Genomic DNA, 24,981 nt, shown 5'->3' with positions numbered 1-24,981 from the left:
TGGAACCAACCCGTACCGACCTTGGCGGTCGTCCGACGTATGGCGGTGTTCAGCATTCCCTGGTGCCCGCAGTATGCGTGCCGCCACTTGCAGAGTCGAGCCATGCTCGACTGGCTCCTCGGAGCCGCGGCGCATGCCGTCGGGCCATGGGCATGATTCGCGAGCCAACGGCCTTTGCACCCCGTTAAGCCAGTCTCTGCAAGCCTGCGCACAGTCCCGTAGGAGATCCCCCATGCGCCTGTCCCTGTTGATGCTTGCCGCCCTGGTCCCGGCCGTGCCGGCCTTCGCCGCGGAAACCCCGGAACTGCAGCGTGCCGTGGGCGCGCCGCAGGCGGTGGGTGCGGTGCATACGTTGCGCCAGATCCCCGAGGCCTGCGCGCGGCTGGAAGGTGCGTTCACCGGCGACGCCGCCGCGCCCTACCGCTTCTCCGCCGTGCGTACCAGCGAACAGTGCCAGCCACGCGCGCGCTTCGTCGATTACACCAAGGCGCAGCCAAGTGCGGACAAGGGCTGGAAACTCAACGATGTGATCCGCGTGCCGAACGCGGCGTGCCCGGCCCAGCAGGCAGTGGTGCGGGTGTGGCGTCTGCCGTCGAGCAACAAGGTTGAGCTGGACGGCCAAGGCCAGTCGCGCATTTACCTGGAGGAGGCGAAGAAGCAGGCCGCCGCCGGCCAGATTCCGCAGGTGACGATGTTCGCCGCGCAACTGCAGATGGAAGGCAAGGCCTGCAATTAAGATGTCGCCGGCGCTGCGCCCAGGCATCCACGGGGGTAGTGTCGGCCGCTGGCCGGCAACCGGCTGATCAATCCGCCAGCATTGCTCCCCGCGCCACCAGCAGCTCGCGCAATGCCTTGCGGTGGCAGTGCGCTTCATCCTCGCAGTAGCAGCCCACGCTGATGTCGCTGTGGTGCGACATCGCGGCCAGAAGGTCCAGCGCGTGGGCAGCATCGGCCGCCTTCATCTCGGCCTTGTAATGGCGGAAGAAGGCGGTCCAGTCGGCCGTCGTCGTTGCCTCATGCGCCCGCTTCACCAGCTCCGCGCTGGGTGACAGGGTCGGAAACCAGACGTCGTACCAGTCCTGTCGGGCGAACTCGCTGCGCGGCACGCCGCGCGGTGGGCGCCGAACGGTGCCGATGCGCAGTCCCTCGCCGGGTTGGCGCGGCGTACCGAGTCGAACAACACGCAGTGCCATGATGATCTCCATGAAAAGGGGACGGAGGGGATTAAGTCGTATCCGACCCACTGCTGATGCTGTTGGAGATGACAGAGGGGCGTATGCGACTTAATCCCCTCCGTCCCCTTTTTCAGGTCAGCCTTCGAAGGCCGGTAGTTTCTGCTTCACCGCCACGTTCTTCAGGGTGACGTACTTCGGCAGGCCATCGGTGCCATAGGGAAGCGGTGCTTCGCCCCTGATCAGTGGTGACAGGTAGGCGCGCGCCCTGGCCGTGATGCCGAAGCCATCGCGGCGGATGAAACCGGCCGGCATCTTCTTCTCGTGGTTGGCGATCTTCGACAACGGCGCGGCTTCGATCTTCCAGCGATACGGTGCATCGCTGCTGCGCACGATCACCGGCATCACGCCATTCTGGCCCTTCAGTGCCAGCTGCACCGCGGCCTTGCCCACCGCCTGCGCCTGCTCCCAGTCGGTCCTGCTGGCCAGGTGGCGGGCCGAGCGCTGCAGGTAATCGGGCAGGGCCCAGTGCACCTTCAGGCCCAGCTGATCCTTGACCCGGCCGGCCAGGTGCGCGGCCACGCCGCCCAGCTGCGCGTGCCCGAACGAATCCTTGCCACCGCCGGCATCGGCAACGAAGCGGCCATCAGCGGTGGCGATGCCTTCCGACGCCACCACCACGCAGTAGCCGACACGCTCGACCACCGCCTTCACCTTGGCCAGGAAGGCGCCCTCGTCGTAGGCGCGCTCGGGCAGCAGGATGATGTGCGGCGCTTCGTCATCACCGTTGCCGGCCAGGCCCGCGGCGGCGGCCAGCCAGCCGGCGTGGCGGCCCATCGCCTCGTAGATGAAGACACGGGTGGAGGTTTCGGCCATCGCCGCCACGTCCAGTGCCGCCTCGCGCACCGAGACCGCGGTGTACTTGGCCGCTGATCCGAAGCCGGGGCAGGTGTCGGTCACCGCCAGATCGTTGTCGATGGTCTTGGGCACGCCGATACAGGTCAGGTCGTAGCCGGAGGCTTTGGCCAGCTGCGAGACCTTCAGCGCGGTATCGGCCGAGTCGTTGCCACCGTTGTAGAGGAACCAGCGCACGTCATGCGCGCGCAGCACCTCCAGCAGGCGGTCATAGCGGGCGCGGTCGGCGTCCAGCGACTTCAGCTTGACCCGGCACGAACCGAAGGCCCCGCCCGGGGTATGGGCGAGGGCGCGGATCGCGGCCGCACTCTCTCTGGTGGTGTCGATCAGCTCCTCGCGCAGGGCGCCGAGGATGCCGTTGCGGGCGGCCAGGACCTTGATGCCCTTGGCCCGGGCCTGCTCGATCACCGCTGCCGCCGTGGCATTGATGACGGCGGTGACACCGCCGGACTGGGCATAAAGGAGGGTACCGTTGCGCATGCTTCTACCTGTTCGGGGGAAGGGACATTGCAGGGACATTACCCGGATGCGGTAAAGTGGCGCTATTGCGGTGCAGCGATACCGGACCGTCCGGGACGCGAACCTTCTTTGTTTTCAACACGTTGGAGTCAGGTCAATGCGATTGGTTCTGTTGGGACCGCCCGGTTCGGGCAAGGGGACACAGGCGACGCGCCTGAAGGAAAAGCTGGGGATCGCCCACATTTCGACCGGTGACATGCTGCGCGCGGAAATCGCCGCCGGCACCGAGCTGGGCAAGCAGGCCAAGACGGTGATGGATGCCGGCAACCTGGTGTCGGACGACATCCTGCTGGGCATGCTGGAGTCGCGCCTGACCCAGGCTGATGTCGCCAAGGGCTTCATCCTCGATGGCTACCCGCGCAACGTGGCCCAGGCCAATGCGATGGATGGCCTGCTGGCCAAGATCGGCCAGCCGCTGGACGCAGTGGTGCAGCTGGATGTGCCCACCGAGCTGCTGGTCGACCGCATCGCCGGCCGCGCCAAGGAGCAGGGCCGCGCCGATGACAACCCGGAAGCGGTGCGCCAGCGCCTGCAGGTCTACAACGACCAGACCGCCCCGGTGGTCGATTTCTACGCCGGCCGTGGCACCCTGGCCCGCGTCGATGGCGTCGGTGAGCTGGACGAGATCGAAGCCCGCATCCTGGCAGCGATCAAGGCCTGATCCGGCGGGGCCGGCATGCTTCCGGTCCTTCGGGCGCAAAAAACACAGGCCTGGTCCGCGAGGATCAGGCCTGTGTCGTTTGATAGGCGCCAGCGAAGGGCTTGCTCAGGGCCCCGCAGCATGAGCTCCCTTGGGGATGGCCTCTTGGGGAGTAGGACCGGTTCGGGTACTGCGGCTGGCAGTTCGAATTGTGTCCGGGTTCACAGAACATCGCTATCGGGAATTCCCTGACAGCTCATTGGAGTTTTCTCACATCCCGTGTAGGGGTTGTCTTACCCGATAGCGGACATTGGCCCTATACAGCCGTCATCGGTCACAATCCTCGGTCATGAGCAGCGTACATATCCTTGCAATTGCCGGCACCTTCATGGGCGGCGTGGCCGCCCTGGCGCGGGAACTCGGGCATTCCGTCAGCGGCAGCGACCAGGCCATCTACCCGCCGATGTCGACCCAGCTCGAACAGCTGGGCATCATCCTGGACCAGGGCTACCGTGCCGACAGCGTGCCGGCCGGCACCGACGAGGTGGTGATCGGCAACGCACTGTCGCGCGGCAATGCCGCCGTGGAAGCCGTGCTCGATGCCGGCCAGCGCTATATCTCCGGCGCGCAGTGGCTGTCCGAGCAGGTGCTGCCGGGCCGCGACACGCTGGCCGTGGCTGGTACCCACGGCAAGACCACCACCACCACCATCCTCACCTGGCTGCTGGAAAGTGCAGGGCGCTCGCCGGGCTTCCTGATCGGCGGTGTCGCCGAGGATTTCGGTGTCTCCGCCCGCGTGGGCCAGGGCCGCGAGTTCGTGGTCGAGGCCGATGAGTACGACACGGCCTTCTTCGACAAGCGCAGCAAGTTCGTGCACTACCGGCCGCTGGTGGCCATCCTCAACAACCTTGAATACGACCACGCCGACATCTTCCCGGACGTGGCCGCGATCCAGCGCCAGTTCCACCATCTGGTGCGTACCGTACCCGCACGTGGGCGGCTTATCGTCAACGGCGAGGATCAGTACCTGGCCGAAGTGCTGGCGATGGGCTGCTGGACCCCGGTCGAGCGTTTCGGATTCGATCCGGCGCTGGAGTGGCATGCCGAGCTGCTGGCCGCCGATGGCAGCGCCTTCCGCGTGCACCATCGTGGGCAGGCGCTGGGCGACGTGCAATGGTCGCTGCTGGGCCGCCACAACGTGCTCAACGGGCTGGCCGCGCTGGCCGCCGCGCACGCAGTGGGCGTGGCGCCGGCCGAGGTGATCCCGGCGCTGGCACGCTTCCGCAGCGTCAAGCGCCGCATGGAAGTGATCGGCAGCCATGACGGCATCACCGTCTACGACGATTTCGCCCACCATCCGACCGCGATCGCCACCACGCTGGAGGGCCTGCGTTCCAAGGTGGGCGATGCGCGCATCGTGGTTGCGATGGAGCCACGCAGCAACTCGATGCGGCTGGGCGCACATGCGCAGGCGCTGGCTCCCTCGCTGGCGCTGGCCGATGAAGTGGTGTTCCTGCATCGCCCGGAACTGGCCTGGGATGCTGCGGCGGTGATCGCCGCGGTGCGTGGCCAGGCCCACGCGGTGCCCGATACCGACGCATTGCTGGCGCAGCTGCAGGCCAGCGCGCGCAGTGGCGACCACGTGGTATTCATGTCCAACGGTGGCTTCGACGGTGCCCCGCGACGCTTCCTCGCCGCGCTGCAGGCCCGATGAGCGGCGACGGCTCGCTGCCGCTGTTCCCGCTGCACACCGCGCTGGTACCGGGTGCAGCGGTGGGCCTGCGCGTGTTCGAGCGGCGCTATCTGGACCTGGTCCGCGACAGCGGCCGCAGTGGTGAGGGATTTGGTGTCTGCCTGATCCTCGAGGGCGAGGAGGTCGGCGCACCGGCGACACCGGCTGCCTTTGGCGTGCAGGTACGCATCGAAGACTTCGATGTCGGCGCCGACGGCGTGCTGCAGCTGCGCCTGCGCGGCACCCGTCGCTTCCATGTCGAGCGCACCCGCGTGCGCGACAACGGCCTGGTGGTGGCTGATGTGCGCTGGTGCGAGGAAGACCCCGATGACGAACTGCGGCCGCAGCATGCACTGCTGGCCACGGTGCTGGGGCACATCATCGAGCAGGCCGGCGAGGCCTATGCGCCGGCCAATCCGGCGCTGCTGGACCAGGCCAGCTGGGTCGGCTGGCGGCTGGCCGAACTGCTGCCGCTGAGCGAGCAGCAGCGCCTGCAGCTGCTACAGATGGACGACCCGCACCAGCGATTGCAGCAGTTGCTGGGCTGGATGCCGTAGCAGCCATCCACGCATGGCGTGGATCTACTGTAGCGCCGAGCCCATGCTCGGCGTGTTGGATCGTGCGAAGCGCAGCCGGGCATGGGCCGGCGCGACAGTGGGTGATCGCGCACCGTCCCCCTCAGGGCGTAGTGGTCTTCAACCGCAGCACCGGCAACCCGGTTTCGCTGTGCACGTCCTCGCGCTGCGGCAGGTCCTGCACGGCGTCCTTCACGGCATTCAATGCCGGGTCGACGCCACGCAGCGGGTGCCACATGCCGATCCACTCGAAATGGCGTTCGTAGCGCAGGGTCTGCGCACTGCCCAGCCACAGCGGCGTGTTGCCCGGCTGCAACTGCGCAGGGGCCGGCCACAGGCGCAGTACGTAGCGCTCATCACGGTGTGTACCCGTGCGTACCATCAGCAGCGCCTCGACGCGGGTGTCCAGCGTCGCCGGCAGCACCGGCAGTTCATCAGCGCCGGTGTTCTTGTCCAGCATCAGCAGCGCCTGCTGCCAGCCGGCCTGCTCCTGCCGCTTCCAGCCGCGCGCTTCCAGTTGTGCCTGCAGCGGTGCCAGCGGACCGGCCACCTGCACGTCCAGCGGCCAGCGCTGGTCGTCGTCGAACTCGTTGCGGCGCGCCGGCAGTGTCGCCCAGTCGTGCTGCCACCAGGCCTGCGTGTCCATTGCCTGCGGGGCCGGCAAGGTCGGCTCGAAGCGTTCCAGCTTCACCGGGATATTGCGCGGTGCGTACCACATCGCGGCGACGGCGAAGACGCCGTAGAACAGCCATGCCACCGGCTTCACCCAGAACGAGCGGTTGAAGCGGCGGCGGTAGGCGATGCCCAGCACCAGCAGCCAGAACGTGCCGAACAACATGCCGCCGATCACGTCGCTCAGCCAATGCGCACCCAGGTACAGGCGCGAGAAGCCGATCAGGCTGACCACGATGCCCGACACCAGATACGGCCAGACGCGGGTGCGGCCGGGCATCTCGCGGGCGATCAGCACCGCGAAGAAGCCGAAGGTGATGGTGGCCATCGTCACCGACACCGACGGGAAGCCGAAGCCACTGCTGGCGTCGACCGGGCGCACCACATCGACGGTGGCACCGAGCAGCATGGTCAATGCGAGGCCGAAGGCAAGCGCGGCCAGCCAGTGTGCGGCCGCCATCCAGCGCCGGCGCCAGACCAGGTAGCCCATCGCCGCCGCAGTGGCCGGCAGCAGCACCTGCCAGGCGCCCAGCGACGCCAGCGCGGCCATCGGGTAATCGGCCAGCGGGTTGCGCAGGGCCAGCATGGCCTGGTGTACCAGCAGGTCGATCGCCAGTGGCTCGCCATGCGCGACCACCACGGTCAGCAGCGCGAACCAGCCCCAGCCCAGCACCAGCAGCATCAGCGCCAGCATCGCCAGCGGCACCGACTCGCGCCGCTTCGGGTCCAGCACACCGACGGTGTAGCGGCCCAGCGTCGGATGGCGGTTGGACCAGTCAAGCAGGCGTGCCAGCCAGTTGTCCATGCGCGCGGCCGACCAGCGGTAGCCGTAAAGCACGATGGCCCAGACCAGGCCGAGGATCACCGCCAGCAGGCCGACCACCACTACCAGCCGACCGGCTACCGCGGCCACCGCGTCATAGGCCTCGCCAAGAATCCAGCCCGGGGCCAGGAACAGCACCGCCCATGAAATGCTGGCGATACCACTGGCCTGCACATAGCGGCTCGCTGGCATCTTCATCATGCCTGCGATGGCGGGCACGAACGGCCGGATCGCGCCGACGTAGCGTGCCACCAGGATGCTCTTGAAGGCATTGCGGCGGAACAGGTTTTCGCCGCGGTCGAGCAGCTGCGGGTAACGGCTGAAGGGCCACACGCCACGCAGGCGGTCACCCCAGCGGCGCCCGATCCAGTAACTGATGCCATCACCGGCGAACGCGCCCAGTGCGGCTGCGGCCACCGCGTACGGCCCGGAGATCTGGCCCAGTCCGATGAACACGCCCACCGCGAACAGCAGCGGCAGGGCCGGCACGATGGCACCGAGAATGATCACCGCATCGCAGAAGGCGATGAGGAAGATAACGGCACCCGCCAGCACGGGGTGAGCGGCAATCCACGCGAGCGTGGCGTCGATCCATGAAGAGTCCATTGCCCGATTATAGGGGCGTGAAGGTGACTGGTTCCCAGCCGCTTGGTGACCGTTTGCAACCATCGCCATCGCCTAGAATGGGCCCATGCCGCATACGCCAGACACGCCACCGCATGCTTTGAAGGCCGACAGCTTCGGTCGCATCCTCCGTGTGGAAGGGCCGGCCGGCCCCTTCGTACGCCGTGACCTGCGCGCCACACCACTGTGGTTGCGGCTGCCGGCCTGGTGGCTGGCCCGCCGCGAAGCGCGCGCGCTGCGCCATATCCACGGCATGGCCGATGTGCCGCAGCTGCTGGCGTGGAATGGGCATCATCTCGACCGCAGTTTCATGGCCGGCGACGCCATGTACCAGCGCCCACCGCGTGGCGACCTGGCCTGGTTCCGCGCCGCGCGTCGCCTGCTGCAGCAGCTGCATCGGCGCGGCGTGGCCCACAACGATCTGGCCAAGGAAGCCAACTGGCTGGTGACCGAGGACGGCCGCCCGGCATTGATCGACTTCCAGCTGGCGGTGATCGGCAACCCGCGCTCGCGCTGGATGCGCCTGCTGGCCCGCGAGGACCTGCGCCACCTGCTCAAGCACAAGCGCATGTATTGCCGCGAGTCGCTCACCCCGGTGGAGAAGCGGGTGCTCAAGCGCACCTCGTGGGTGCGCGAACTGTGGTTCGCCACCGGCAAGCCGGTCTACCGCTTCGTCACCCGCCGCATCCTGCATTGGGAAGACAACGAGGGGCAGGGGCCCAAGCCGTGAGTCCACTGCAGGTAGTGACCGGCCCGCCGAGCGTGGGCAGTGTCCTGCGCCCACAGCTGGCCAGCGCCGACTTCGTGCATGCCTGCCAGGCAACGACCCATCGTGATGGGCGTTCGGCCCTGCAGGCCTATCGCGATATGGCCGCGACCATTCCCGGCTGGTTCGATGGGCTGATGGCACTGCGCAATCGCGGCATGCGCCTGCTCGGCATGAAGCACCTGGGCTCGTTGCGCGCGGTGCAGGACATCGTGCAGCCGCATCCGGGGCAACGGCTGGGCATCTTCACCCTGCAGTCGTTGAATGACGATGCCATCGTGCTGGAAGACGACGACCGCCACCTGCGTGTGCAGCTGGCCCTGCAGTGGCAGGGAGACGTGCTGGAAGTGGCGACCATGGTGCATACGCACAACGCGTTCGGGCGCGTGTACATGCTGCCGGTTGCACCCGTGCATCGGCTGATCGTGCCGCATCTGCTGAGGAAGCAGGTGCAGGGGTACCGGTGATTCGACACTGCGCTCGCCGGGCCATGCCCGGCGACACGCGGCGTTTCCAGGTTACGGCGTTGCCGGCACCACCTGCTGGCCGATGAAGTTGCGCTTGGCATCGAAGTCGTAGGCGATCTGCAGCTGGCCCACATCCGGGCAGGCGTGGCAGTCGCGCAGCGGCGTGCGGTACAGCAGGCGGATGCCGCCGTTCTCCAGCGGCGTGGCCCCGGCCGACTGCGCCGGTGCGAACGGCGTGGCCTGCGGGTGGTCCTTCAGCAGGGCCTGCACGGTGGGGTCGGCACGCAGGGTGTCGTCCAGCTGCACGGCATCCACATCGATGCGCTTGCCGCTGGCGTCGACCAGACGGGTGCCCTCGTTGGTGTTGGCGCGGAACGGATACTCGACCGTGGCAATGCCCAGGCCTTCGTTCTCGTGCCAGGCCGTCACGTAGGCCAGCTCGCCGCCGGTGGACAGCTGTTCGGCGGCGGTGATCGCATCGGCGCTGGCGCCGCCGGCGCGCATCGCATCGCGCAGGCAATCACGCGTAGCCGCATTCTCGCCCTGGCGGCAGGCGTTGAGGTCGCCATCCCACACCACTGCCTCGCTCCAGCGCAGCTTGCCGTCGGCGGCGGCCTTCTCTGCGCTGGGGGTATCACCGGCAGGCGGCTCCTTGCCGGGTTCCGGCGAACGGCCCTGGCAGGCAGTCAGCAGGGCAAGGCCCAGGGCAGGCAGCAACAGGCGGGAACGGCGCATGGCGTGAACCTCGTGCGTTGACTGGAGGCCCAAGTATCGTCAAGGCCGGGTGAACTCCACGTCGGCGCGGCATACTAGCGGCTCATTGCATACGCTGGAGTGTGGAACGTGGGCAGTCTGCAGGGCAAAACGCTTTTCATCACTGGTGCCTCGCGTGGCATCGGCCTGGCCATCGCACTGCGCGCTGCGCGTGACGGCGCCAACGTGGCGATTGCGGCCAAGTCGGCGGTGCCGAACCCAAAGCTGCCGGGCACCATCCATACCGCAGCCGAAGCCGTTACCGCGGCCGGCGGCCAGGGGCTGGCGCTGAAGTGCGATATCCGCGAGGAAGAGCAGGTGCAGGCGGCGGTTGCCGCCACGGTCGACGCCTTTGGTGGCATCGACATCCTGGTCAACAATGCCAGCGCGATCTGGCTGCGTGGCACGCTGGATACGCCGATGAAACGCTTCGACCTGATGCAGCAGGTCAATTCGCGCGGCAGTTTCCTGTGCGCGCAGGCCTGCCTGCCGTACCTGCTGCAGGCGCCGAATCCGCACATCCTGACCCTGGCGCCGCCGCCCAGCCTGGAACCGAAGTGGTGGGGCGCGCATACCGGCTACACGCTGGCGAAGATGGGCATGAGCTTCGTCACGCTCGGCCTGGCCGCGGAATTCGGCCCGCAGGGTGTGGCGGTGAACGCGCTGTGGCCGCGCACGGTGATCGCCACCGATGCGATCAACATGATTCCGGGCGTCGATGCGGCCGGCTGCCGCACGCCGCAGATCATGGCCGATGCAGCGCACGCGGTGCTGGTGCGCGAGGCGGCGGGTTTCCACGGCCAGTTCCTGATCGACGATGAAGTGCTGGCACAGGCCGGCATCAGCGATCTGTCCGGCTATGCCGTGGACCCGTCGCGGTCGTTGTTGCCGGATCTGTTCCTGGACTGAGTGCTACGTTGCGCAAGGGCCGAGGGCTGCGGCCCTCGGCCTGCTGCGCTAGAATGCAGGGCTGTAATCGTTTTCAACAGGGATGTGAACACATGACACGTACGCTTTCCATCGCGGCGCTGGCCGCTTCGCTGTCGCTTGTCCTGGCCGCCTGCGGTGGCAAGGCCCCTGCAACCGCTGGCGACGCCGGCGCCGCAGGCACGCCGGAGGTCAACACGGTGCCGTCGGACGCACAGCAGCAGTTGACTGCGAAGCTCAACGCCTACATCGGCTGCTTCAACGCGCTTGATTCGAAGACGCACGACAGCCTCCAGTCCTACACGCGCTGGATCAAGGACGTCGAGGCCGGCCCGAGCGGGCGCGAGACACAGGTGTACGGTCCGTTCGAGATCAGCGATTACGACATGAAGCAGTGCGATGGCCCGGTGACCGAGGCGATGGCTGCCAAGCCGGCGCTGGCCGAACTCGATGCTGCTGCCAGCCATTATCAGCAGGCGTTGAAGGCGCTGGTGCCGGTCAGCAAGGAGGCGCACGACTACTATGATCGCCAGGACTACGAAGACGACCAGTTTGCCAAGGGCAAGCAGCTGCACGCGCCCTTGCTGGCCGCATTCAAGGACTTCGTGGTTGCCAGCGAAACGTTCAACGCCGAGCTGGAGCGCCAGAATGACGCTGCCCAGCGCGAGCAGCTCAAGGTATTGGAACAGGCCGAGGGGCGAACGCGCGAGTACTACCGTCTGGCGATGATGCTGGAAGCCAAGGCGATCGTGGAGCTGATGAGCGAGGACGACTTTGATCCGGCCCAAGCCCGTGAACGACTCGACGCCTTCAACCGTATTTCCGACGAGGCGCATGCCAAGGTGGCCGATCAGGAGCCGGGCAAGCTGGACTGGAACAGCTTCGAGCGCGAAGCCGAGAACTTCCGTCGGGAAGGCAAGGAGCGGCTGCAGCGGGTCAGCAGCAAGACGCCCTACAGCGATTTCGAACGGCGCATGCTGGATTCGCCCTCGATGGCGCCGCGCGGTTCGGCCAGCAAGCTGATGCAGGAATACAACTCGCTGGTTTTCCAGAGCAACCGCCAGTAAGCGGGAAGCTCAGCGCGTCATTTTTGTCGCAATTGAGCAGGTTGATTGCGGCATGACACACCCCGCAGCCCCGAATGCCAGCACCTTGCCGAGGTGCTGGAGCGCGCGCTCGCGCCATGCAGGACGATGGCTGCAGTTTTCACTTGTGCAAGGAACTGACTTGAACGCACCCACACGCCTGATTCCTGTTCTCCTGCTCGGCGCGCTGGCTGGCTGCAACAAACCGGCCGGGCTGGCGGTCGCCGACCCCGGGCTGGAGAAGGTGAACGCCTACATCGAGTGCTACAACGGCGTCGAACAGCCCATCCACGAGGGTTTCCAGACCTACACGGGCTGGATGAAGGATCCCGAGGCCGGCCCGACCGGCAAGGAAGCGCAGCCGCGTTCACCCGGCAAGCTGTTGTCGCACCGGGTCGACTACTGCGGCCAGCCGGTGACCGATGCGCTGGCAAAGACCCCTGCCACGCCGCTGGATGCACCCGCGCGACAGTATCAGCGGGCATTCCAGGCACTGAACACCCTGATCGAGCGTGCCGATGGGTACTTCACCCGCGAGGACTATCGTCGCGATGGTGGCGATGGGATGCGCAGCCAGCATGCCCCGCTGATGCAGGCCTATGCTGATTTCTTCAAGGCCAGCGAAGCGATGGATGAGGCGCTGGAAAAGAACGAGAACGATCGCCGCGCCGCCCAGCTGAAGCAGATCGAGGAAAGCGAAGGCCGCTCGCTGGCCTATTACCACCTGCGCCTTGTCGGCGATGGCAAGCAGCTGGCGATGGCGTTCCAGAGCGACGCGCCGGACGTTGCGGCGTTGCGCGGCCAGCTGGCCGACTATCAGGCGCTGGTGACGGAAATCCAGAACAGTGGTGTCGGCAAGGACGACCCGATGTGGGGCCATGTGCAGCGTTCGGCCGACAAGCTGGTGCGTACCACCGGGCGCGGAGTCGAGCGCCTGGAACAGGGCAAGCCGATCACCGCCGATGCGCTGGCCGCCGAGCGCAAGGCGTCGGGCAGCTGGCTCACCACTGACCCTGAAGGCGCACAGTCGACGATTCTGGATGCCTACAACGACCTGGTGACCACCAGCAACCGCATGCGCTGAGGGCGATCCACACAGGGCGTGGATCTGCCCACGGTAGCGCCGGGCCATGCCCGGCGCGCACCCTGTTGGTCCGGTAGTGCCGGCCGCTGGCCGGCATGTGACTCAATGGCTGAATGCATCCGGCAGTTCACCGCCACATCTGCGGCAGTGCCGTGCATCCGGCTCGTGGCCTTCCAGCCCGCAGTGCGGGCAGCCGCGGGCATCCCGGCGCGCCGCCAGCTCGGCTTCGCGCATGGTGCTGGCCAGTTCGGCGGTGTAGATGCCGGTAGGCACGGCGATGATGCTGTAGCCGATCAGGATCAGCACCGAGGTGACGAAGCGGCCCAGCACGGTCTGCGGCACGATGTCGCCGAAGCCGACCGTGGCCATGGTCACCACCGCCCAGTACATGCTGGCCGGGATGTTGGTGAAGCCGTGTTCGGGGCCCTCGATCACGTACATCAGCGCCCCGGCGATGATGGTGATGGTGATCACCGTGAACAGGAACACCAGCACCTTGCGCCGGCTGCGCCACAGCGACGTCATCAGGACGCCGCTTTCCTCGATGTAGCGGGTCAGCTTGAGGATGCGGAACACCCGCAGGATGCGCAGCGCACGCACCACCAGCAGGCTCTGCGCGCCCGGGATGAACATCGACAGATAGGCGGGCAGGATCGACAGCAGGTCGATGATGCCCCAGATGCTCACCGCGTAACGCAGCGGGCGCTTGACCACCGCCAGGCGCAGCAGGTACTCGGCGGTGAAGATGATCGTGAAGCCCCATTCCAGGATGTACAGGCCGGTGGACCATTCGGCATGCAGGTGCTGCACGCTGTCGATCATCACCACCAGGATGCTGGCAACGATCGCCACCACCAGGATCAGGTCGAAATTGCGCGAGGGCCGCGAGTCATGGCGGTAGATGATGTCGAACCACCGACGGCGCCAGCCGGTCTCGGTGGCGGGGTTGAGCTGGGGGGCGGAAAACGGTCGCATGGGCGCATTGTGCCGCAGGGGTTCCGGCGCGAGAATGGGCATTCCTGAACCCTGCCGACTGCCATGACTGCCGCGACCGATCCGCTGATCTCCCTTTCGCACTACTACCTGCCGGTCTACAAGCCCCGCCAGGTGGTGCTGGAGCGAGGGCAGGGCGCCCGCGTGTGGGACAGCCAGGGGCGTGAGTTCATCGACCTGGCCGCCGGCATCGCCGTGTGCGGCCTGGGCCACAATGATCCGGACCTGGTGGCCGCGCTTGTCGAGCAGGCCGGCAAGCTCTGGCACACCAGCAACGTGTTCTACAGTGCGCCGCCGCTGCACCTGGCCGAGGAGCTGGTGAAGGCCAGCCGCTTCGCCGAGCGCGTGTTCCTGTGCAATTCCGGCGCCGAAGCCAACGAAGTGGCGATCAAGATGGTCCGCAAGTGGGCCTCCAGCCAGGGCCGCCCGGCCGACAAGCGGGTGATCATCACCTTCCGTGGCAGCTTCCACGGCCGCACCCTGGGCGCGGTGACCGCTACGGCCCAGCCGAAGTACCAGGAAGGCTACGAGCCGCTGCCTGGCGGCTTCCGCTACATCGATTTCAACGATGAGGTACAGCTGGAAACCGCGATGGCCGCCGGCGACGTGGCGGCGGTGATGCTGGAGCCCATCCAGGGCGAGGGTGGCGTGATGCCGGCCAAGTCCGGTTTCCTCAAGCGCGTGCGCGAACTGTGCGACCAGCACAACGCACTGCTGGTGCTGGACGAGATCCAGGCCGGCATGGGCCGCACCGGCACGCTGTTCGCGCACTGGCAGGATGATGTGGTGCCGGACATGGTCACCCTGGCCAAGGCGCTCGGCGGCGGCTTCCCGATCGGCGCGATGCTGGCCGGCCCGAAGGTGGCCGAGACCATGCAGTTCGGCGCGCACGGCACCACCTTCGGCGGCAACCCGCTGGCCGCTGCGGTGGCCCGCGTGGCACTGCGCAAGCTGGCCTCGGCGGAGATCGCCGCCAACGTCAGCCGCCAGTCCAAGGCGCTGCGCGATGGCTTCGCCCGCATCAACGACGAGTTCGGTGTGTTCAGCGACGTGCGCGGCCGCGGCCTGATGCTGGGCGCGGTGCTGGGCAAGGACTTCGCCGGCCAGGCCGGGGCGATCCTCGACCTTGCCGCCGAGCACGGCCTGCTGACCCTGCAGGCCGGCCCGGACGTGCTGCGCTTCGTGCCGTCGCTGAACATCACCGACGAAGAAGTGGCCGAAGGCCTCAAGCGCCTGCGCGCAGCGATCGCTGCGTTCATCGCCGCGCGCTGAAGCCAGGGTGCCGGGGTCGGATCCCTCTCCCGCGGAGAGGGCTCTGACCCCAATCAGCTCACCGCGTAACGCTTCAACACCTTTCCCAATCCACGGCCATCGCGCACGGTTTCCGCGTGCAGGCCGGCGGCGCGTGCGCCGCGCACATTGGCGAACAGGTCATCGACGAACAGCGTGCGCGAAGGCGCCACGCCCAGTACGTCGAGTGTGCGCAGGAATACTGCGGGCTCAGGTTTGCGCAGGCCGAAATCGGCGCTGCAGAACACGCGTCCCTGCAGTGCAGGGAACAGTTCCGGCAGCAGGGTGGGCAGCGCCTGCACCATCAGCGCGCCATTGTTGGTCAGTACCGCCAGTGGCAGCTGCAGGACCTGCAGCCGCTGCAGCACCGCGTGCTGCGGATGGCTGGCCGCCTGGCGTGCGGCGATCCAGCTGGGTACATCGACGGTCCTGCCCAGGCACGCCCCCAGCCGCGCCAGGTAGGCCGGACCCTGCAGCGTGCCGTTGTCATGCGCCGCTTCCAGTCCGCTGTCGAACAGCGCCGCCTGCACTGCGGCAGGGCTAACATCCAGTGCCTGCGCCAGGTGCAGCACGCGCTGCGCGCGCTGGTACTGCACCAGCACGCCGTCCACATCCAGCAGCAACAGGTCGATCCGCATCGGTCGAGCATGCCATTGCAGTGAGTGCGCGGGAAACCCTGGAGTGGGCATGCGACAGACGGTCGCAGACGCGGCCGCAGGGGCCTGCCTAGAATGGTGCTTGAACCGCAGGAGAGGCAACGATGAAGGCTTGGTGGGTGGCAGTGGGACTGGGCGCGCTGATGCTGGCGCCGTCGGCGATGGCGCGGGTGTGTGCGGTGAGCATCGACAGCACCGACCAGATGAGCTTCAGCAGTCGCGAGATCAAGGTCGCCGCTGATTGCACCGCCGTGGATCTGACCCTGCGCCATACCGGCAAGCTGGCCGCTACCGCGATGGGCCATAACTGGGTGCTGACCCGCACGGCCGATTACCAGCCGGTGGCACTGGCGGGCATGCGCATGACCCTGGCCGACAGCTACCTGCCGAAGGCCGACAAGCGCGTGCTGGCGCACACCAAAGTGATTGGTGGTGGCGAGACCACGCGCGTGCGCTTTTCCACCCAGGGCCTGCAGAAGGGCGGCGACTACACCTTCTTCTGCTCGTTCCCCGGCCACTTCGCGATGATGAAGGGCAAGTTCGTCTTCGGTTAGAAAAAAAAGGGGACGGAGGGGATTAAGTCGTTTGTGCACAAACGACTTAATCCCCTCCGTCCCCTTTTTGCGATCAGCCCTTGGTGGCCTTGAACGCCACGCGTGCAGCGGCGAGGGTGGCCTCGATCACCGCATCGTCGTGCGCGCTGGACAGGAAACCGGCCTCATACGCCGACGGTGCCAGGAACACGCCCTGGTCCAGCATCGCGTGGAAGAAGCGGTTGAACGCCGGAATATCACAGGCCGTGGCCTGCGCATAGGTCTCCACCTTTTCGTCGGTGAAGAACAGACCGAACATCGCGCCCACGCGGGTGGTGGTCACCGCCACGCCGGCTTCGGCGGCGGCCGCTTCCAGGCCGGCGCACAGGCGTGCGGTGCGTTCGGCGAGGTCGTCGTGGAAACCCGGCTGCTGGATCAGCTCCAGCATCGCCAGGCCAGCGGCCATCGCCACCGGGTTGCCGCTCAGCGTGCCAGCCTGGTAGATCGGGCCGGCCGGGGCGATCTGCTGCATCAGCTCGCGGCGACCGCCGTACGCACCCACCGGCATGCCGCCGCCGATGATCTTGCCGAACGTGGTCAGGTCCGGGGTGATGCCGTAGTGCGCCTGCGCACCGCCGAGGGCGACGCGGAAGCCGGTCATCACTTCGTCGAAGATCAGCAGCGCGCCGTGTTTCGTACACAGTTCGCGCAGGTGCTGCAGGTAGCCCTCGCGCGGCGGGATGCAGTTGGCGTTGCCGACCACCGGTTCGATGATCAGGCCGGCGATGTCATCGCCCTGCTGCTCGAACAGCGCAGTGGCCGCTTCGAAGTCGTTGTAGGGCAGGGTCAGGGTCAGTTCGCTCAGCCCGGCCGGGACGCCCGGCGAGGTCGGCACGCCCAGGGTCAGCATGCCGCTGCCGGCCTTGACCAGGAACGAGTCGCCGTGGCCGTGATAGCAGCCTTCGAACTTGACGATGCGGTTGCGGCCGGTGGCGCCACGCGCCAGGCGGATCGCCGACAGGGTGGCCTCGGTGCCGGAGTTGACCATGCGCACCATCTCGCACGAGGGCACCAGGCGGGTGATGGTCTCGGCCATGGTCACTTCGGCCGCGCATGGCGCGCCGAACGACAGGCCGTTGTCGATCGCCTTCTTCACCGCCTGGCGTACCGCCGGGTGGTTGTGGCCGACGATCATCGGGCCCCAGGAGCCGACGTAGTCGATGTAGCGGTTGCCGTCGACGTCGTACAGGTAGGCGCCGTCGGCGCGCTCGACGAAGAACGGTTCGCCGCCGACCGACTTGAACGCGCGCACCGGCGAATTGACGCCGCCCGGCAACAGCTGCTGGGCGCGGGAGAACAGGGCGTGGGACTGGTCGTGGTTCATGGGGGATATCCTGGGCGTTACGCGAACTGGGCGAGGAAGGCGCGCTGGGTCGCGACCGGATCTTCGGCGGCGAACACGCTGCTGACCACGGCGACCAGATCGGCGCCGGCGTCGATGATGGGACCGACATTGTCCGGCGTCAGCCCGCCGATCGCCACCCGTGGCACGCCCAGTGCGGCGCTTTGCCGCAGCAGGTCGGCATGGGCGCGGCTGGTGGTGATCTTGGTGGTGGTCGGGAAAAACGCGCCGAAGGCCACGTAGCTGGCGCCGGCGGCCACGGCCCTCTCGGCATTGGCCAGCTGGTCATAGCAGGAGGCGCCGATGATGGCCTCGGGGCCGAGCAGGGCGCGCGCGCTGGGGATGTCGCCGTCGGTGCCGCCCAGGTGCACGCCCGCCGCGCCCACGGCCTTGGCCAGCGCCGGGTCATCGTTGACGATCAGCGGCACGCCGTGGTCCGCACACAGTGCCTGCAGCGCGGTGGCCTGCTCCCGCCGCAGCGCGTCGCTTGCGGTCTTGTTGCGGTACTGCAGCCAGGTGGCGCCGGCGGCCAGCAAGGGTGCGGTACGGGCCAGCAGGCGTGCGGTATCGGGCTCGTCCGGGGTGATCAGGTAGACGCCGCGGGGCGCCGGGGAAGCAGAAGTCATCGATGGCTACCGGTGAGTGGACCGCGATGGGACAATGGCGGCCCGTGAATCCAGTCCTGATTATCCGATGAGCGACGCCACCCCCACCACCTTGCGCACCTGGATGTGCGTGGTCTGCGGCTTCCTGTACAGCGAAGCGGAAGGCTTGCCGGAGGAAGGCATCGCGCCAGGGACGCGCTGGGAGGACATTCCCGAGACCTGGACCTGCCCGGATTGCGGGGTGACCAAGGCCGATTTCGAGATGGTCGAGGTCGATTGACTGGAGGGCCATCCGGCCCATCCGGTGGGTGTGGACCGTTGGTCCACACACCGACTCCCTCAATGCAGCCGCGGCATCGGCCCGCCGAGGTCGATCAGCTTCTCGCGCAGCCACTGCGCATCGCTGGCTTCCGGGTTGCGCTTCAGGTACTGGCCCAGATCGTGGCGGGCACCGGCCAGGTACTCCAGCTGCAGATAGGCCAGGCCGCGGTCGCGCAGCGCATCGTCCTGCTCCGGGGCCAGCTTCAGCAGGCGGTCGGCACTGCGCGCGGCGCGGTCCCACTCGCCGGCTTCGGCATACACGCCGTGCAGGTTGCGCAGCATGCGCATCAGGATCGCGCGCGCGGGCGCCGGGTCGAGGATCTGCGCCAGCACCTGGTCGTCGGGCATCTGCCCGCCCAGGTGTGACTTGGCCCGCTCGCGCAGTTCGTCCACGTCCAGCGGCCGGCCACCGTTGAACGGGTCCATCACCAGCACGCCGTCGTCCACCGGCAGGCGCACCAGGAAGTGGCCGGGGAAGGACACGCCATCGAGCGGAATACCCAGCCGGCGCGCGACTTCCATCTGCACCAGCGCCAGCGAGATCGGGTTGCCCAGGCGGCGCTCGAACACCTGGTTGAGGTAGCTGTTGCGCGGGTCGTAGTACTCGTCGTGGTCGCCGCTGTAGCCCAGCTCGTCGAACAGGTGGCGGTTGATCGCCGCCATCTTCAGCGGGCTGTTGTCGATGCTCTCCACTTCCGAGCGGAGGTGCTCGACATGGCTCTGGATCAGCGCGTCGTAGGTGGACGGCTGCAGATCGGGGTATTCATCGCGCGCGATCAGCAGCGCGGTCGGCAACAGTGGCAGCGCCTCGTCTTCGAGGTCGGCCAAGGCATCCCAGTCGGGGAGTGTGATCCGGTCCTGCATGGCCACAGACTGGCGTCATTCGCAGGCGGATTCAAGCGGTGTCGCGTGAAAAATTCAGGGGTCAGATGCCTTTCGCGAGCGAATGGGATCTGACCCCTGTGGGGTTGCCGGCCAGCGGCCGGCACTACCGCGGGCAGAACCCTGTTACTCGATGCCCGGGCCGAATTTCAACTCCGTGCCGTCCTTGAGCTGCAGCTTCTCGGCCTGGCCGGCGTTGAGTTCCAGTACATAACGCGCCGGGCCGCCGCTGGGATAGGGCGGGCACATGTCGCCGGCCGAGCACGGCGGTACGTCGCGCTGCTGGCTGACCAGCCTGCGCTGGCTGTCGAAGTAAAGGATGTCCAGCGCGATCCTGGTGTTCTTCATCCAGTACGCCTGCATTTCCTCGCGGTCGTGGATGAACAGCATGCCGTGGTCGGTCGCCATCTGGTCGCGGAACATCAGCCCGCGCGCGCGGGTTTCATCGTTGGTGGCCAGCTCGACCTGGTAGCGGGCGCCGTCCAGCTCGACCCAATGGCGGGCCGCATCGGTGGCGCAGCCGGCCAGGGCCAGCAGCGGAAGCATCAGCAGCGAACGCAACAGCGACATCGTCAGGCTCCTTCGGAAGGGTCAGAGCACGACCGGCGGCTCGCCGCCGACGATCACCACATCGGCGCGACGGCGCGCGAACAGGCCGACGCAGACCACGCCCGGCAGCTGGTTGAGCTCGCGCTCCAGCTTTTCCGGATCGGTGATCTGCAGGTTGTGGATGTCCAGGATCTGGTTGCCGTTGTCGGTGACCACGCCCTCGCGCCAGGTCGGCTGGCCGCCGGTCATGTCGCGGATCTGGCGGGCGACCAGGCTGCGCGCCATCGGGATCACTTCCACCGGCAGCGGGAACCTGCCCAGCACCGGCACCTGCTTGCTCGGGTCGACGATGCAGATGAAGCGCTCGCTGGCCTCGGCGATGATCTTCTCGCGGGTCAGTGCGGCGCCGCCGCCCTTGATCAGGCACTTGTTCGGGTCGCACTCGTCGGCGCCATCGACGTACAGCGACAGGTTGCCGCTGTGGTTCAGCTCGATCACCTCGATGCCGTGCTGCTTCAGGCGCGCGGTGCTCTGCTCGGAGCTGGACACGGCACCCTTGATGCGGTGCTGGATGCGGGCCAGGGCATCGATGAAATAGGCCACGGTGGAACCGGTGCCGACACCGACGATCATGCCGTCTTCTACGTACTCGATGGCTTTCTCGGCGGCCAGGCGCTTGGCTTCGGACATGGGAGAACTCTCAGGCAGGGAATCAGGATTTCTTTTCCAGCGACAGCAGCAGCTTCCACTGCGCGGCGGTCACCGGGAACACCGACAGGCGATTGCCCTTGGCAACCAGCGGGAAGCCCTCGCCCAGCTCGTCAGCGTGCAACTTGATCTCGTCCAGCGCGATCACCTGCTTGAGCTTGCGGTCGAAGGCCACGTCCACCAGCATCCAGCGCGGGTTTTCGCGTGTGCTCTTGGGGTCGTGGTAGTCGGATTCCGGGTCGAACTGGGTGTCGTCCGGGTAGGCTGGGCTGGCGACGGTGGCCAGGCCGACGATGCCGGGCACCTTGGTGTTGGAGTGGTAGAACAGGATGCCGTCGCCCACCTGCATGCCGTCGCGCATGAAATTGCGCGCCTGGTAGTTGCGCACCCCGTTCCAGGGTTCGACCTTGACCTTGGCCAGGTCATCGATGGAGAAGGCGTCCGGTTCGGACTTCATCAGCCAGTAGCGCTTGCGGGCGGTCATGCGTTCACGGGGGCAGCGGAGGGGAACAGGGTGCCGTCTTCGGTGCAGATCGCATCCACCGGCACGTCCCACGACGCCACCGGCAAGGACTCGACCTGCTGCACCGCGAACGCAGCACCGACCAGCCAGGGCGGCGCCGGCCGGTCGTGGCGGAAGGCGAAGCTGCGATCATACCAGCCGCCCCCCATGCCCAGCCGGCGGCACTGTGCGTCGAAACCCACCAATGGGGTCACGACCAGCGCCATCCGTTCCGGTTCCAGGGTGTCTTCCACGGCCACGTCCGGCTCGGGGATGCCATAGCGGTTGCTGGTCAGCGGCTGCCCGGGCCGCCATGGTGCGAAGCGCAGCATGTCGCCGGCCAGCACCGGCAGGCAGTAGGTGAGTCCTTCGGGCAGTTGCAGCTGCCAGCGGTGCAGGGCGATTTCGCCATCCAGCGCCCAGTAGCCGGCCACCGCGCCTTCGCGCGGGGCAAACGGCAGGGCGAGCAGGGCATCGGCAAGCGATTCGGCGGCGGCGATGCGCTCACCAGCGTTAAGGTCACGGCGGCGTTGCCGCAGGTCGTGGCGCAAGGCCTGGCGCGGGTCGGTCATGGCAGCGAGCGGCAAGGATCAGCCGTCATTGTGCCGGAAAGAACAAGGGCGACGCCCGAAGACGCCGCCCTTGCTGGAATATTGCATTCTCCGCAATGTCGATGCATGCGAAACGACCTTGAACCCGGGGGCTCAAGTGGGAACGCTGGAGAACCATCGGGCTTCCCGCTACAAGGCGGACCTGCACTCCCGGCGCTGTCGCGCTCCCGGTGTCGTTCTTAAGGGACAAGGCGAATGTTTGCACATGCCGTCGAGTACCGCAGAGAACGCGTGGCCATTATAGCCAGCACGCAGGATCTGGATAGGCCGTTCGTCGGCAACAGTCCGTGCCAATTCAGATACGCGAAAAGGGGACGGAGGGAATTAAGACGTTTCCAGCACGGAAGGGGCGAATGCGCCTTAATTCCCTCCGTCCCCTTTTTCTATGGGGTGCCGTCGATCGCGCGGTCCAGGCGCCGGTTCAGGTCGGCCAGGGTCTGCTGCAGCGCCACGGCCTGGCGGGCGTTCTCGTCGCGCAGCAGCTGCAGTTCGTGGGCCAGGTTCAGCGCGGCCAGCACGGCGACGCGGTCGACGGCGGCCATGCGGTTGCTGCCGCGGATCTCGCGCATGCGCGCATCGAGCAGGCGCGCAGCCGCCATCAGGCTGTCGCGTTCGTCGGCGCCGACGCCCACGGTGTATTCACGATCGAGGATGCGGACGCTGACCGGTTCGGCGCTCATGTGTGCTGCTCCAGGGATTTGAGCCGGCTGATCATCGCTTCCACCCGCGAGCGCGCCTGCTCGTTCTTGGCCAGCAGCGTCGAGCGCTCGGCCACCAGCTGTTCCTGCTGGTGGCGCAGGCTGCGGTTCTCCTCGGCCAGGCGCTGGTTGCGTTCAAGCAACGCGTCCACGCGGGCGGCAAAGTCCTGCAGCTGGGCAAGGGGATCGGCGGGTTCCATGCAGGCACGATAGGCAAGCCGGGTGAGGGCGGTCAAGCGCTGTCGCAGCAAGGCCGGACGGCCACGAGAGGATGCCGCAGGGTTGCTACACTACGGGGTCTCACGGGCGCGCGCGTGCGCACCCCGCGTTTCCTATTTCCGAACGAGCCGCACGATGACCGAACTTCCCTCCGTCGACGACGTTACCCGCGCCAGCCAGGCGCTGGGCCTGGGCGCTACCGCTGCCGAGCTGCACGGTGCGCTGTGCGGCTGGCTGGCCGCCGGCGGCGCCCCCGGCAACGATTGGCCGGCGCGCGTGCTGGCCGACGACAACCTGCCGCCGGTGGCCGCTGACAGCGTGCTGGGGCAACTGCTGCAGGCCACCATCAAGCAGCTGGAAGACCGCGACTTCGCCTTCGAACTGCTGCTCGCCGACAGCGACGACGTGTCCGCGCAGGCCGATGCCATGTTCAGCTGGACCCGCTCGTTCCTGGGCGGCTTCGGCCTGGGCAGCGGCGGCCGCCGCCCGGCCCTGTCCGAAGAGGGCGAAGAAGCGCTGACCGACATGGCCAGCCTGGCGCGTGCGTCCAGTGAGGATTTCGAGGCCGGCGGCGATGACGACGACGAAGCCCTGTCGGAGATCGAGGAGTTCATCCGCGTGGCGGTGCTGCTGCTGCACGGCGACGTGGTGCTGGCCGCGCGCCATCGGCAGCGCCTGAACTGATGGATATCAAGCAGCGCACCGGCATCGCTGCCGGCGAATACAAGCGTCGCCGCCGCCAGCTGATGGACATGGCTGGCGAGGACGCGATCCTGGTGCTGCCGGCCGCAGCCGAGAAGGTGCGCAGCCTCGATACCCATTATCCGTTCCGCCAGGATTCGGATTTCCAGTACCTGAGCGGCTTCCCGGAACCGGAGGCGGTGCTGGTGCTGATTCCGGGCCGCCGCCACGGCGAGGCCATCCTGTTCTGCCGCGAGCGCGATGCCGAGCGCGAGGCATGGGACGGCAGCCGCGCCGGCCAGGAAGGCGCGGTAGCGCAGTACGGCATGGACGATGCCTACCCGATCGATGATCTGGACGACATCCTGCCGGGCCTGCTGGAAGGGCGCTCGCGCGTCTACTACCACTTCGGCCGCGACGCCGACTTCGACCTGAAGCTGATCGGCTGGGTCAACCGCGTGCGCTCGCAGGTACGCCATGGCGCGCAGCCGCCGCACGAGTTCCTGGAACTGGGCCACCTGCTGCACGAGCAGCGCCTGTTCAAATCCGGCGCCGAAGTGGCACTGATGCACCACGCCGCACAGATCAGCGTGCGTGCGCATCTGGCGGCGATGAAGGCCGCCAGGGCCGGCATCCACGAGTACGAACTGCAGGCCGAGCTGGAACGCGTGTTCCGCGCCAGCGATGCGGTGCCTGCGTATTGCAGCATCGTCGGTGCCGGCCGCAACGGCTGCATCCTGCATTACCGGGACAACAACGCGCGGTCGCGCGATGGCGAGCTGGTGCTGATCGACGCCGGCGCCGAGTACCGCGGCTACGCCAGCGACATCACCCGCACCTTCCCGGTGAACGGCCGCTTCAGTGCCGAGCAGCGCGCGCTGCACGACCTGGTCGGCGAGGCGCAGGCGGCGGCGCTGGCCCAGGCCAAGCCGGGCGTGCCGTACGAGGCCGGTCACCTGGCCGCAGTGCAGACCTTGACCGAGGGCCTGCTGCGGCTGGGCCTGCTGAAGGGCACGCTGGAAAAGAATCTGTCCGAAGGCCTGTACCAGCGCTTCTACCGGCACAAGACCGGCCACTGGATCGGATTGGACGTGCACGATGTGGGCGATTACCGCCTGGCCGGTGATTCACGCCTTCTGGAGCCGGGCATGGCGTTCACCATCGAACCGGGGCTGTACATCGGCGTGGACGACACGACGGTGGAACCGCGTTGGCGCGGTATCGGCATCCGCACTGAAGACGATGTGCTGATCACCGATGACGGCCATCGCGTGCTGACCGAAGGCCTGGCGCGCAGCGCCGACGAGATCGAAGCGGTGATGGCGGGGTAGGGGTTTTCGGCAGGGCTTGCAGCCCTGCACCTGCAGAGGCCACAGCAACAGCAACCGCAACAGCGGCATTCCGTGGGATGGCGGGGTACTGTGGGTTTGCGGGGCCGCCGCAAGTACGTCCTTGTAGCAACTGTGTTGATGGAGGGGCTTGGCCCCTCCAGGAGACGGGCACGGTAGTGCCGGCCGCTGGCCGGCAGCCTTTGGTCTGCGCCCTGGCTGGCCTCAGGCAGGGACCAGCCCGTTTTC

At 67.3% G+C, this 24,981-nt stretch carries 29 protein-coding genes and 1 other RNA gene; 14 read left to right on the top strand and 16 right to left on the bottom strand.

The annotated features are described in order from the left end of the window. Nucleotides 1-232: 232 nt before the first annotated feature. The gene (locus tag AC5P66_RS18090; protein ID WP_049438804.1) at nucleotides 233-736 is read left to right on the top strand and encodes a hypothetical protein; all 504 of its coding nucleotides are present in this window, start codon (nucleotides 233-235) and stop codon (nucleotides 734-736) included. A 67-nt stretch (nucleotides 737-803) separates the two neighbouring features. On the opposite strand, the gene AC5P66_RS18085 is transcribed toward AC5P66_RS18090, so the two are convergent. Further along, the gene (locus AC5P66_RS18085; RefSeq protein ID WP_099495430.1) at nucleotides 804-1,193 is read right to left on the bottom strand and encodes a DUF488 domain-containing protein; all 390 of its coding nucleotides are present in this window, start codon (nucleotides 1,191-1,193) and stop codon (nucleotides 804-806) included. 117 nt (nucleotides 1,194-1,310) lie between these two features. Beyond that, nucleotides 1,311-2,567 carry a 6-phosphofructokinase gene (locus AC5P66_RS18080; RefSeq protein ID WP_099495431.1) on the bottom strand — a complete coding sequence of 419 codons (1,257 nt, stop codon included), beginning with the start codon at nucleotides 2,565-2,567 and terminating at the stop codon, nucleotides 1,311-1,313. Nucleotides 2,568-2,703: 136 nt separating this feature from the next. Here AC5P66_RS18080 and AC5P66_RS18075 point away from each other — a divergent pair, with 136 nt between their 5' ends. The 3 genes from AC5P66_RS18075 (at nucleotide 2,704) to AC5P66_RS18065 (ending at nucleotide 5,535) form a co-directional block, all read left to right on the top strand. Then, nucleotides 2,704-3,267, top strand: coding sequence for an adenylate kinase (locus tag AC5P66_RS18075; RefSeq protein WP_005419045.1), 564 nt, complete (start codon nucleotides 2,704-2,706; stop codon nucleotides 3,265-3,267). Nucleotides 3,268-3,595: 328 nt separating this feature from the next. Continuing rightward, nucleotides 3,596-4,960 (top strand): UDP-N-acetylmuramate:L-alanyl-gamma-D-glutamyl-meso-diaminopimelate ligase, encoded by a 1,365-nt coding sequence (mpl, locus tag AC5P66_RS18070; RefSeq protein WP_049413707.1) that lies wholly within the window; start codon nucleotides 3,596-3,598, stop codon nucleotides 4,958-4,960. Further along, nucleotides 4,957-5,535, top strand: coding sequence for an LON peptidase substrate-binding domain-containing protein (locus AC5P66_RS18065; protein ID WP_005419042.1), 579 nt, complete (start codon nucleotides 4,957-4,959; stop codon nucleotides 5,533-5,535). The genes mpl and AC5P66_RS18065 overlap by 4 nt, the downstream gene beginning before the upstream one ends. Nucleotides 5,536-5,656: 121 nt before the next feature. Here AC5P66_RS18065 and AC5P66_RS18060 read toward each other — a convergent pair whose 3' ends face one another. Next, nucleotides 5,657-7,654, bottom strand: coding sequence for a bifunctional DedA family/phosphatase PAP2 family protein (locus AC5P66_RS18060; protein ID WP_049413708.1), 1,998 nt, complete (start codon nucleotides 7,652-7,654; stop codon nucleotides 5,657-5,659). An 85-nt stretch (nucleotides 7,655-7,739) separates the two neighbouring features. Here AC5P66_RS18060 and AC5P66_RS18055 point away from each other — a divergent pair, with 85 nt between their 5' ends. After that, nucleotides 7,740-8,402, top strand: a complete 663-nt coding sequence (locus AC5P66_RS18055; protein WP_099495432.1) for a serine/threonine-protein kinase — start codon at nucleotides 7,740-7,742, stop codon at nucleotides 8,400-8,402. Then, on the top strand, nucleotides 8,399-8,905 hold the full coding sequence (locus AC5P66_RS18050; RefSeq protein WP_099495433.1) for a DUF2867 domain-containing protein: 507 nt from the start codon (nucleotides 8,399-8,401) through the stop codon (nucleotides 8,903-8,905). Before AC5P66_RS18055 ends, AC5P66_RS18050 begins: the two co-directional genes overlap by 4 nt. Nucleotides 8,906-8,956: 51 nt before the next feature. On the opposite strand, the gene AC5P66_RS18045 is transcribed toward AC5P66_RS18050, so the two are convergent. After that, nucleotides 8,957-9,640 carry a hypothetical protein gene (locus AC5P66_RS18045; protein ID WP_049413712.1) on the bottom strand — a complete coding sequence of 228 codons (684 nt, stop codon included), beginning with the start codon at nucleotides 9,638-9,640 and terminating at the stop codon, nucleotides 8,957-8,959. A 108-nt stretch (nucleotides 9,641-9,748) separates the two neighbouring features. On the opposite strand from AC5P66_RS18045, the gene AC5P66_RS18040 reads away from it, so the two are divergent. The 3 genes from AC5P66_RS18040 (at nucleotide 9,749) to AC5P66_RS18030 (ending at nucleotide 12,754) form a co-directional block, all read left to right on the top strand. Further along, nucleotides 9,749-10,567 (top strand): SDR family oxidoreductase, encoded by an 819-nt coding sequence (locus AC5P66_RS18040; RefSeq protein WP_099495434.1) that lies wholly within the window; start codon nucleotides 9,749-9,751, stop codon nucleotides 10,565-10,567. A gap of 92 nt (nucleotides 10,568-10,659) precedes the next feature. Next, nucleotides 10,660-11,652, top strand: a complete 993-nt coding sequence (locus AC5P66_RS18035) for a YiiG family protein (protein WP_099495435.1) — start codon at nucleotides 10,660-10,662, stop codon at nucleotides 11,650-11,652. Between the two features lie 160 nt (nucleotides 11,653-11,812). Continuing rightward, nucleotides 11,813-12,754, top strand: a complete 942-nt coding sequence (locus AC5P66_RS18030; protein WP_099495436.1) for a YiiG family protein — start codon at nucleotides 11,813-11,815, stop codon at nucleotides 12,752-12,754. 102 nt (nucleotides 12,755-12,856) lie between these two features. Here AC5P66_RS18030 and AC5P66_RS18025 read toward each other — a convergent pair whose 3' ends face one another. Then, the gene (locus tag AC5P66_RS18025) at nucleotides 12,857-13,729 is read right to left on the bottom strand and encodes an ion transporter (RefSeq protein WP_049439908.1); all 873 of its coding nucleotides are present in this window, start codon (nucleotides 13,727-13,729) and stop codon (nucleotides 12,857-12,859) included. Nucleotides 13,730-13,792: 63 nt separating this feature from the next. On the opposite strand from AC5P66_RS18025, the gene AC5P66_RS18020 reads away from it, so the two are divergent. After that, on the top strand, nucleotides 13,793-15,019 hold the full coding sequence (locus AC5P66_RS18020; RefSeq protein ID WP_099495437.1) for an acetylornithine transaminase: 1,227 nt from the start codon (nucleotides 13,793-13,795) through the stop codon (nucleotides 15,017-15,019). 53 nt (nucleotides 15,020-15,072) lie between these two features. On the opposite strand, the gene AC5P66_RS18015 is transcribed toward AC5P66_RS18020, so the two are convergent. After that, complete coding sequence (locus tag AC5P66_RS18015; protein ID WP_099495438.1) at nucleotides 15,073-15,675, bottom strand: HAD-IA family hydrolase; 603 nt, start codon at nucleotides 15,673-15,675, stop codon at nucleotides 15,073-15,075. 122 nt (nucleotides 15,676-15,797) lie between these two features. Here AC5P66_RS18015 and azu point away from each other — a divergent pair, with 122 nt between their 5' ends. After that, on the top strand, nucleotides 15,798-16,247 hold the full coding sequence (gene azu / locus AC5P66_RS18010) for an azurin (protein WP_049413722.1): 450 nt from the start codon (nucleotides 15,798-15,800) through the stop codon (nucleotides 16,245-16,247). Nucleotides 16,248-16,320: 73 nt separating this feature from the next. On the opposite strand, the gene hemL is transcribed toward azu, so the two are convergent. Together hemL and thiE are read right to left on the bottom strand one after the other, a co-directional pair. After that, nucleotides 16,321-17,610, bottom strand: a complete 1,290-nt coding sequence (hemL, locus tag AC5P66_RS18005) for a glutamate-1-semialdehyde 2,1-aminomutase (protein WP_049417097.1) — start codon at nucleotides 17,608-17,610, stop codon at nucleotides 16,321-16,323. Between the two features lie 17 nt (nucleotides 17,611-17,627). After that, the gene (gene thiE / locus AC5P66_RS18000; protein WP_099495439.1) at nucleotides 17,628-18,254 is read right to left on the bottom strand and encodes a thiamine phosphate synthase; all 627 of its coding nucleotides are present in this window, start codon (nucleotides 18,252-18,254) and stop codon (nucleotides 17,628-17,630) included. 34 nt (nucleotides 18,255-18,288) lie between these two features. Between thiE and AC5P66_RS17995 the strand changes: the two genes are divergently transcribed. Next, the gene (locus AC5P66_RS17995) at nucleotides 18,289-18,513 is read left to right on the top strand and encodes a rubredoxin (RefSeq protein WP_014038358.1); all 225 of its coding nucleotides are present in this window, start codon (nucleotides 18,289-18,291) and stop codon (nucleotides 18,511-18,513) included. A gap of 59 nt (nucleotides 18,514-18,572) precedes the next feature. Here AC5P66_RS17995 and AC5P66_RS17990 read toward each other — a convergent pair whose 3' ends face one another. The 8 genes from AC5P66_RS17990 to AC5P66_RS17955 form a co-directional block, all read right to left on the bottom strand. Further along, nucleotides 18,573-19,418, bottom strand: a complete 846-nt coding sequence (locus tag AC5P66_RS17990) for a SirB1 family protein (protein ID WP_005419007.1) — start codon at nucleotides 19,416-19,418, stop codon at nucleotides 18,573-18,575. A 144-nt stretch (nucleotides 19,419-19,562) separates the two neighbouring features. Beyond that, a complete protein-coding gene (locus AC5P66_RS17985; RefSeq protein WP_099495440.1) occupies nucleotides 19,563-20,006 on the bottom strand; it encodes a DUF192 domain-containing protein in 444 nt (147 codons plus the stop codon). Nucleotides 20,007-20,027: 21 nt separating this feature from the next. Then, on the bottom strand, nucleotides 20,028-20,675 hold the full coding sequence (gene rpiA, locus AC5P66_RS17980) for a ribose-5-phosphate isomerase RpiA (RefSeq protein WP_014648291.1): 648 nt from the start codon (nucleotides 20,673-20,675) through the stop codon (nucleotides 20,028-20,030). 22 nt (nucleotides 20,676-20,697) lie between these two features. Further along, complete coding sequence (locus tag AC5P66_RS17975) at nucleotides 20,698-21,177, bottom strand: EVE domain-containing protein (protein ID WP_049417100.1); 480 nt, start codon at nucleotides 21,175-21,177, stop codon at nucleotides 20,698-20,700. Then, complete coding sequence (locus AC5P66_RS17970) at nucleotides 21,174-21,767, bottom strand: 5-formyltetrahydrofolate cyclo-ligase (protein ID WP_049440069.1); 594 nt, start codon at nucleotides 21,765-21,767, stop codon at nucleotides 21,174-21,176. Before AC5P66_RS17970 ends, AC5P66_RS17975 begins: the two co-directional genes overlap by 4 nt. An 83-nt stretch (nucleotides 21,768-21,850) precedes the next feature. Continuing rightward, a non-coding RNA gene (ssrS, locus tag AC5P66_RS17965) (6S RNA) lies at nucleotides 21,851-22,036 on the bottom strand. Nucleotides 22,037-22,189: 153 nt separating this feature from the next. Next, nucleotides 22,190-22,486 (bottom strand): cell division protein ZapA, encoded by a 297-nt coding sequence (locus AC5P66_RS17960; protein ID WP_049417102.1) that lies wholly within the window; start codon nucleotides 22,484-22,486, stop codon nucleotides 22,190-22,192. Further along, entirely contained in the window at nucleotides 22,483-22,704 is a 222-nt protein-coding gene (locus tag AC5P66_RS17955) for a TIGR02449 family protein (protein ID WP_005418996.1), read from the bottom strand. Before AC5P66_RS17955 ends, AC5P66_RS17960 begins: the two co-directional genes overlap by 4 nt. A gap of 154 nt (nucleotides 22,705-22,858) precedes the next feature. Here AC5P66_RS17955 and AC5P66_RS17950 point away from each other — a divergent pair, with 154 nt between their 5' ends. Continuing rightward, on the top strand, nucleotides 22,859-23,407 hold the full coding sequence (locus tag AC5P66_RS17950; protein WP_049417103.1) for a UPF0149 family protein: 549 nt from the start codon (nucleotides 22,859-22,861) through the stop codon (nucleotides 23,405-23,407). 5 nt (nucleotides 23,408-23,412) lie between these two features. Beyond that, nucleotides 23,413-24,735 (top strand): aminopeptidase P N-terminal domain-containing protein, encoded by a 1,323-nt coding sequence (locus AC5P66_RS17945; protein WP_099486189.1) that lies wholly within the window; start codon nucleotides 23,413-23,415, stop codon nucleotides 24,733-24,735. The last annotated feature ends 246 nt before the right edge of the window (nucleotides 24,736-24,981 follow it).

Source organism: Stenotrophomonas sp. YJH_SMC_122, from assembly GCF_059369535.1.
Note: the sequence above shows the minus strand (reverse complement) of the source record. Positions and strands in the feature narration are given on the sequence as shown.

Excerpts from the sequence above, each read along its gene's own strand:
- AC5P66_RS17990 (WP_005419007.1), bottom strand. The coding sequence starts at position 19,418 with ATGCAGGACCGGATCACACTCCCCGACTGGGATGCCTTGGCCGACCTC.
- AC5P66_RS18060 (WP_049413708.1), bottom strand. The coding sequence starts at position 7,654 with ATGGACTCTTCATGGATCGACGCCACGCTCGCGTGGATTGCCGCTCAC.
- AC5P66_RS17970 (WP_049440069.1), bottom strand. The coding sequence starts at position 21,767 with ATGACCGACCCGCGCCAGGCCTTGCGCCACGACCTGCGGCAACGCCGC.
- AC5P66_RS17955 (WP_005418996.1), bottom strand. The coding sequence starts at position 22,704 with ATGGAACCCGCCGATCCCCTTGCCCAGCTGCAGGACTTTGCCGCCCGC.
- AC5P66_RS18075 (WP_005419045.1), top strand. The coding sequence starts at position 2,704 with ATGCGATTGGTTCTGTTGGGACCGCCCGGTTCGGGCAAGGGGACACAG.
- AC5P66_RS17975 (WP_049417100.1), bottom strand. The coding sequence starts at position 21,177 with ATGACCGCCCGCAAGCGCTACTGGCTGATGAAGTCCGAACCGGACGCC.
- AC5P66_RS18090 (WP_049438804.1), top strand. The coding sequence starts at position 233 with ATGCGCCTGTCCCTGTTGATGCTTGCCGCCCTGGTCCCGGCCGTGCCG.
- azu (WP_049413722.1), top strand. The coding sequence starts at position 15,798 with ATGAAGGCTTGGTGGGTGGCAGTGGGACTGGGCGCGCTGATGCTGGCG.
- AC5P66_RS17950 (WP_049417103.1), top strand. The coding sequence starts at position 22,859 with ATGACCGAACTTCCCTCCGTCGACGACGTTACCCGCGCCAGCCAGGCG.
- AC5P66_RS17985 (WP_099495440.1), bottom strand. The coding sequence starts at position 20,006 with ATGTCGCTGTTGCGTTCGCTGCTGATGCTTCCGCTGCTGGCCCTGGCC.
- AC5P66_RS18025 (WP_049439908.1), bottom strand. The coding sequence starts at position 13,729 with ATGCGACCGTTTTCCGCCCCCCAGCTCAACCCCGCCACCGAGACCGGC.
- mpl (WP_049413707.1), top strand. The coding sequence starts at position 3,596 with ATGAGCAGCGTACATATCCTTGCAATTGCCGGCACCTTCATGGGCGGC.
- AC5P66_RS18085 (WP_099495430.1), bottom strand. The coding sequence starts at position 1,193 with ATGGCACTGCGTGTTGTTCGACTCGGTACGCCGCGCCAACCCGGCGAG.
- AC5P66_RS18045 (WP_049413712.1), bottom strand. The coding sequence starts at position 9,640 with ATGCGCCGTTCCCGCCTGTTGCTGCCTGCCCTGGGCCTTGCCCTGCTG.
- AC5P66_RS18055 (WP_099495432.1), top strand. The coding sequence starts at position 7,740 with ATGCCGCATACGCCAGACACGCCACCGCATGCTTTGAAGGCCGACAGC.
- rpiA (WP_014648291.1), bottom strand. The coding sequence starts at position 20,675 with ATGTCCGAAGCCAAGCGCCTGGCCGCCGAGAAAGCCATCGAGTACGTA.
- thiE (WP_099495439.1), bottom strand. The coding sequence starts at position 18,254 with ATGACTTCTGCTTCCCCGGCGCCCCGCGGCGTCTACCTGATCACCCCG.
- AC5P66_RS18015 (WP_099495438.1), bottom strand. The coding sequence starts at position 15,675 with ATGCGGATCGACCTGTTGCTGCTGGATGTGGACGGCGTGCTGGTGCAG.
- AC5P66_RS18080 (WP_099495431.1), bottom strand. The coding sequence starts at position 2,567 with ATGCGCAACGGTACCCTCCTTTATGCCCAGTCCGGCGGTGTCACCGCC.
- AC5P66_RS18065 (WP_005419042.1), top strand. The coding sequence starts at position 4,957 with ATGAGCGGCGACGGCTCGCTGCCGCTGTTCCCGCTGCACACCGCGCTG.
- hemL (WP_049417097.1), bottom strand. The coding sequence starts at position 17,610 with ATGAACCACGACCAGTCCCACGCCCTGTTCTCCCGCGCCCAGCAGCTG.
- AC5P66_RS18020 (WP_099495437.1), top strand. The coding sequence starts at position 13,793 with ATGACTGCCGCGACCGATCCGCTGATCTCCCTTTCGCACTACTACCTG.
- AC5P66_RS18035 (WP_099495435.1), top strand. The coding sequence starts at position 10,660 with ATGACACGTACGCTTTCCATCGCGGCGCTGGCCGCTTCGCTGTCGCTT.
- AC5P66_RS17960 (WP_049417102.1), bottom strand. The coding sequence starts at position 22,486 with ATGAGCGCCGAACCGGTCAGCGTCCGCATCCTCGATCGTGAATACACC.
- AC5P66_RS17995 (WP_014038358.1), top strand. The coding sequence starts at position 18,289 with ATGGCGGCCCGTGAATCCAGTCCTGATTATCCGATGAGCGACGCCACC.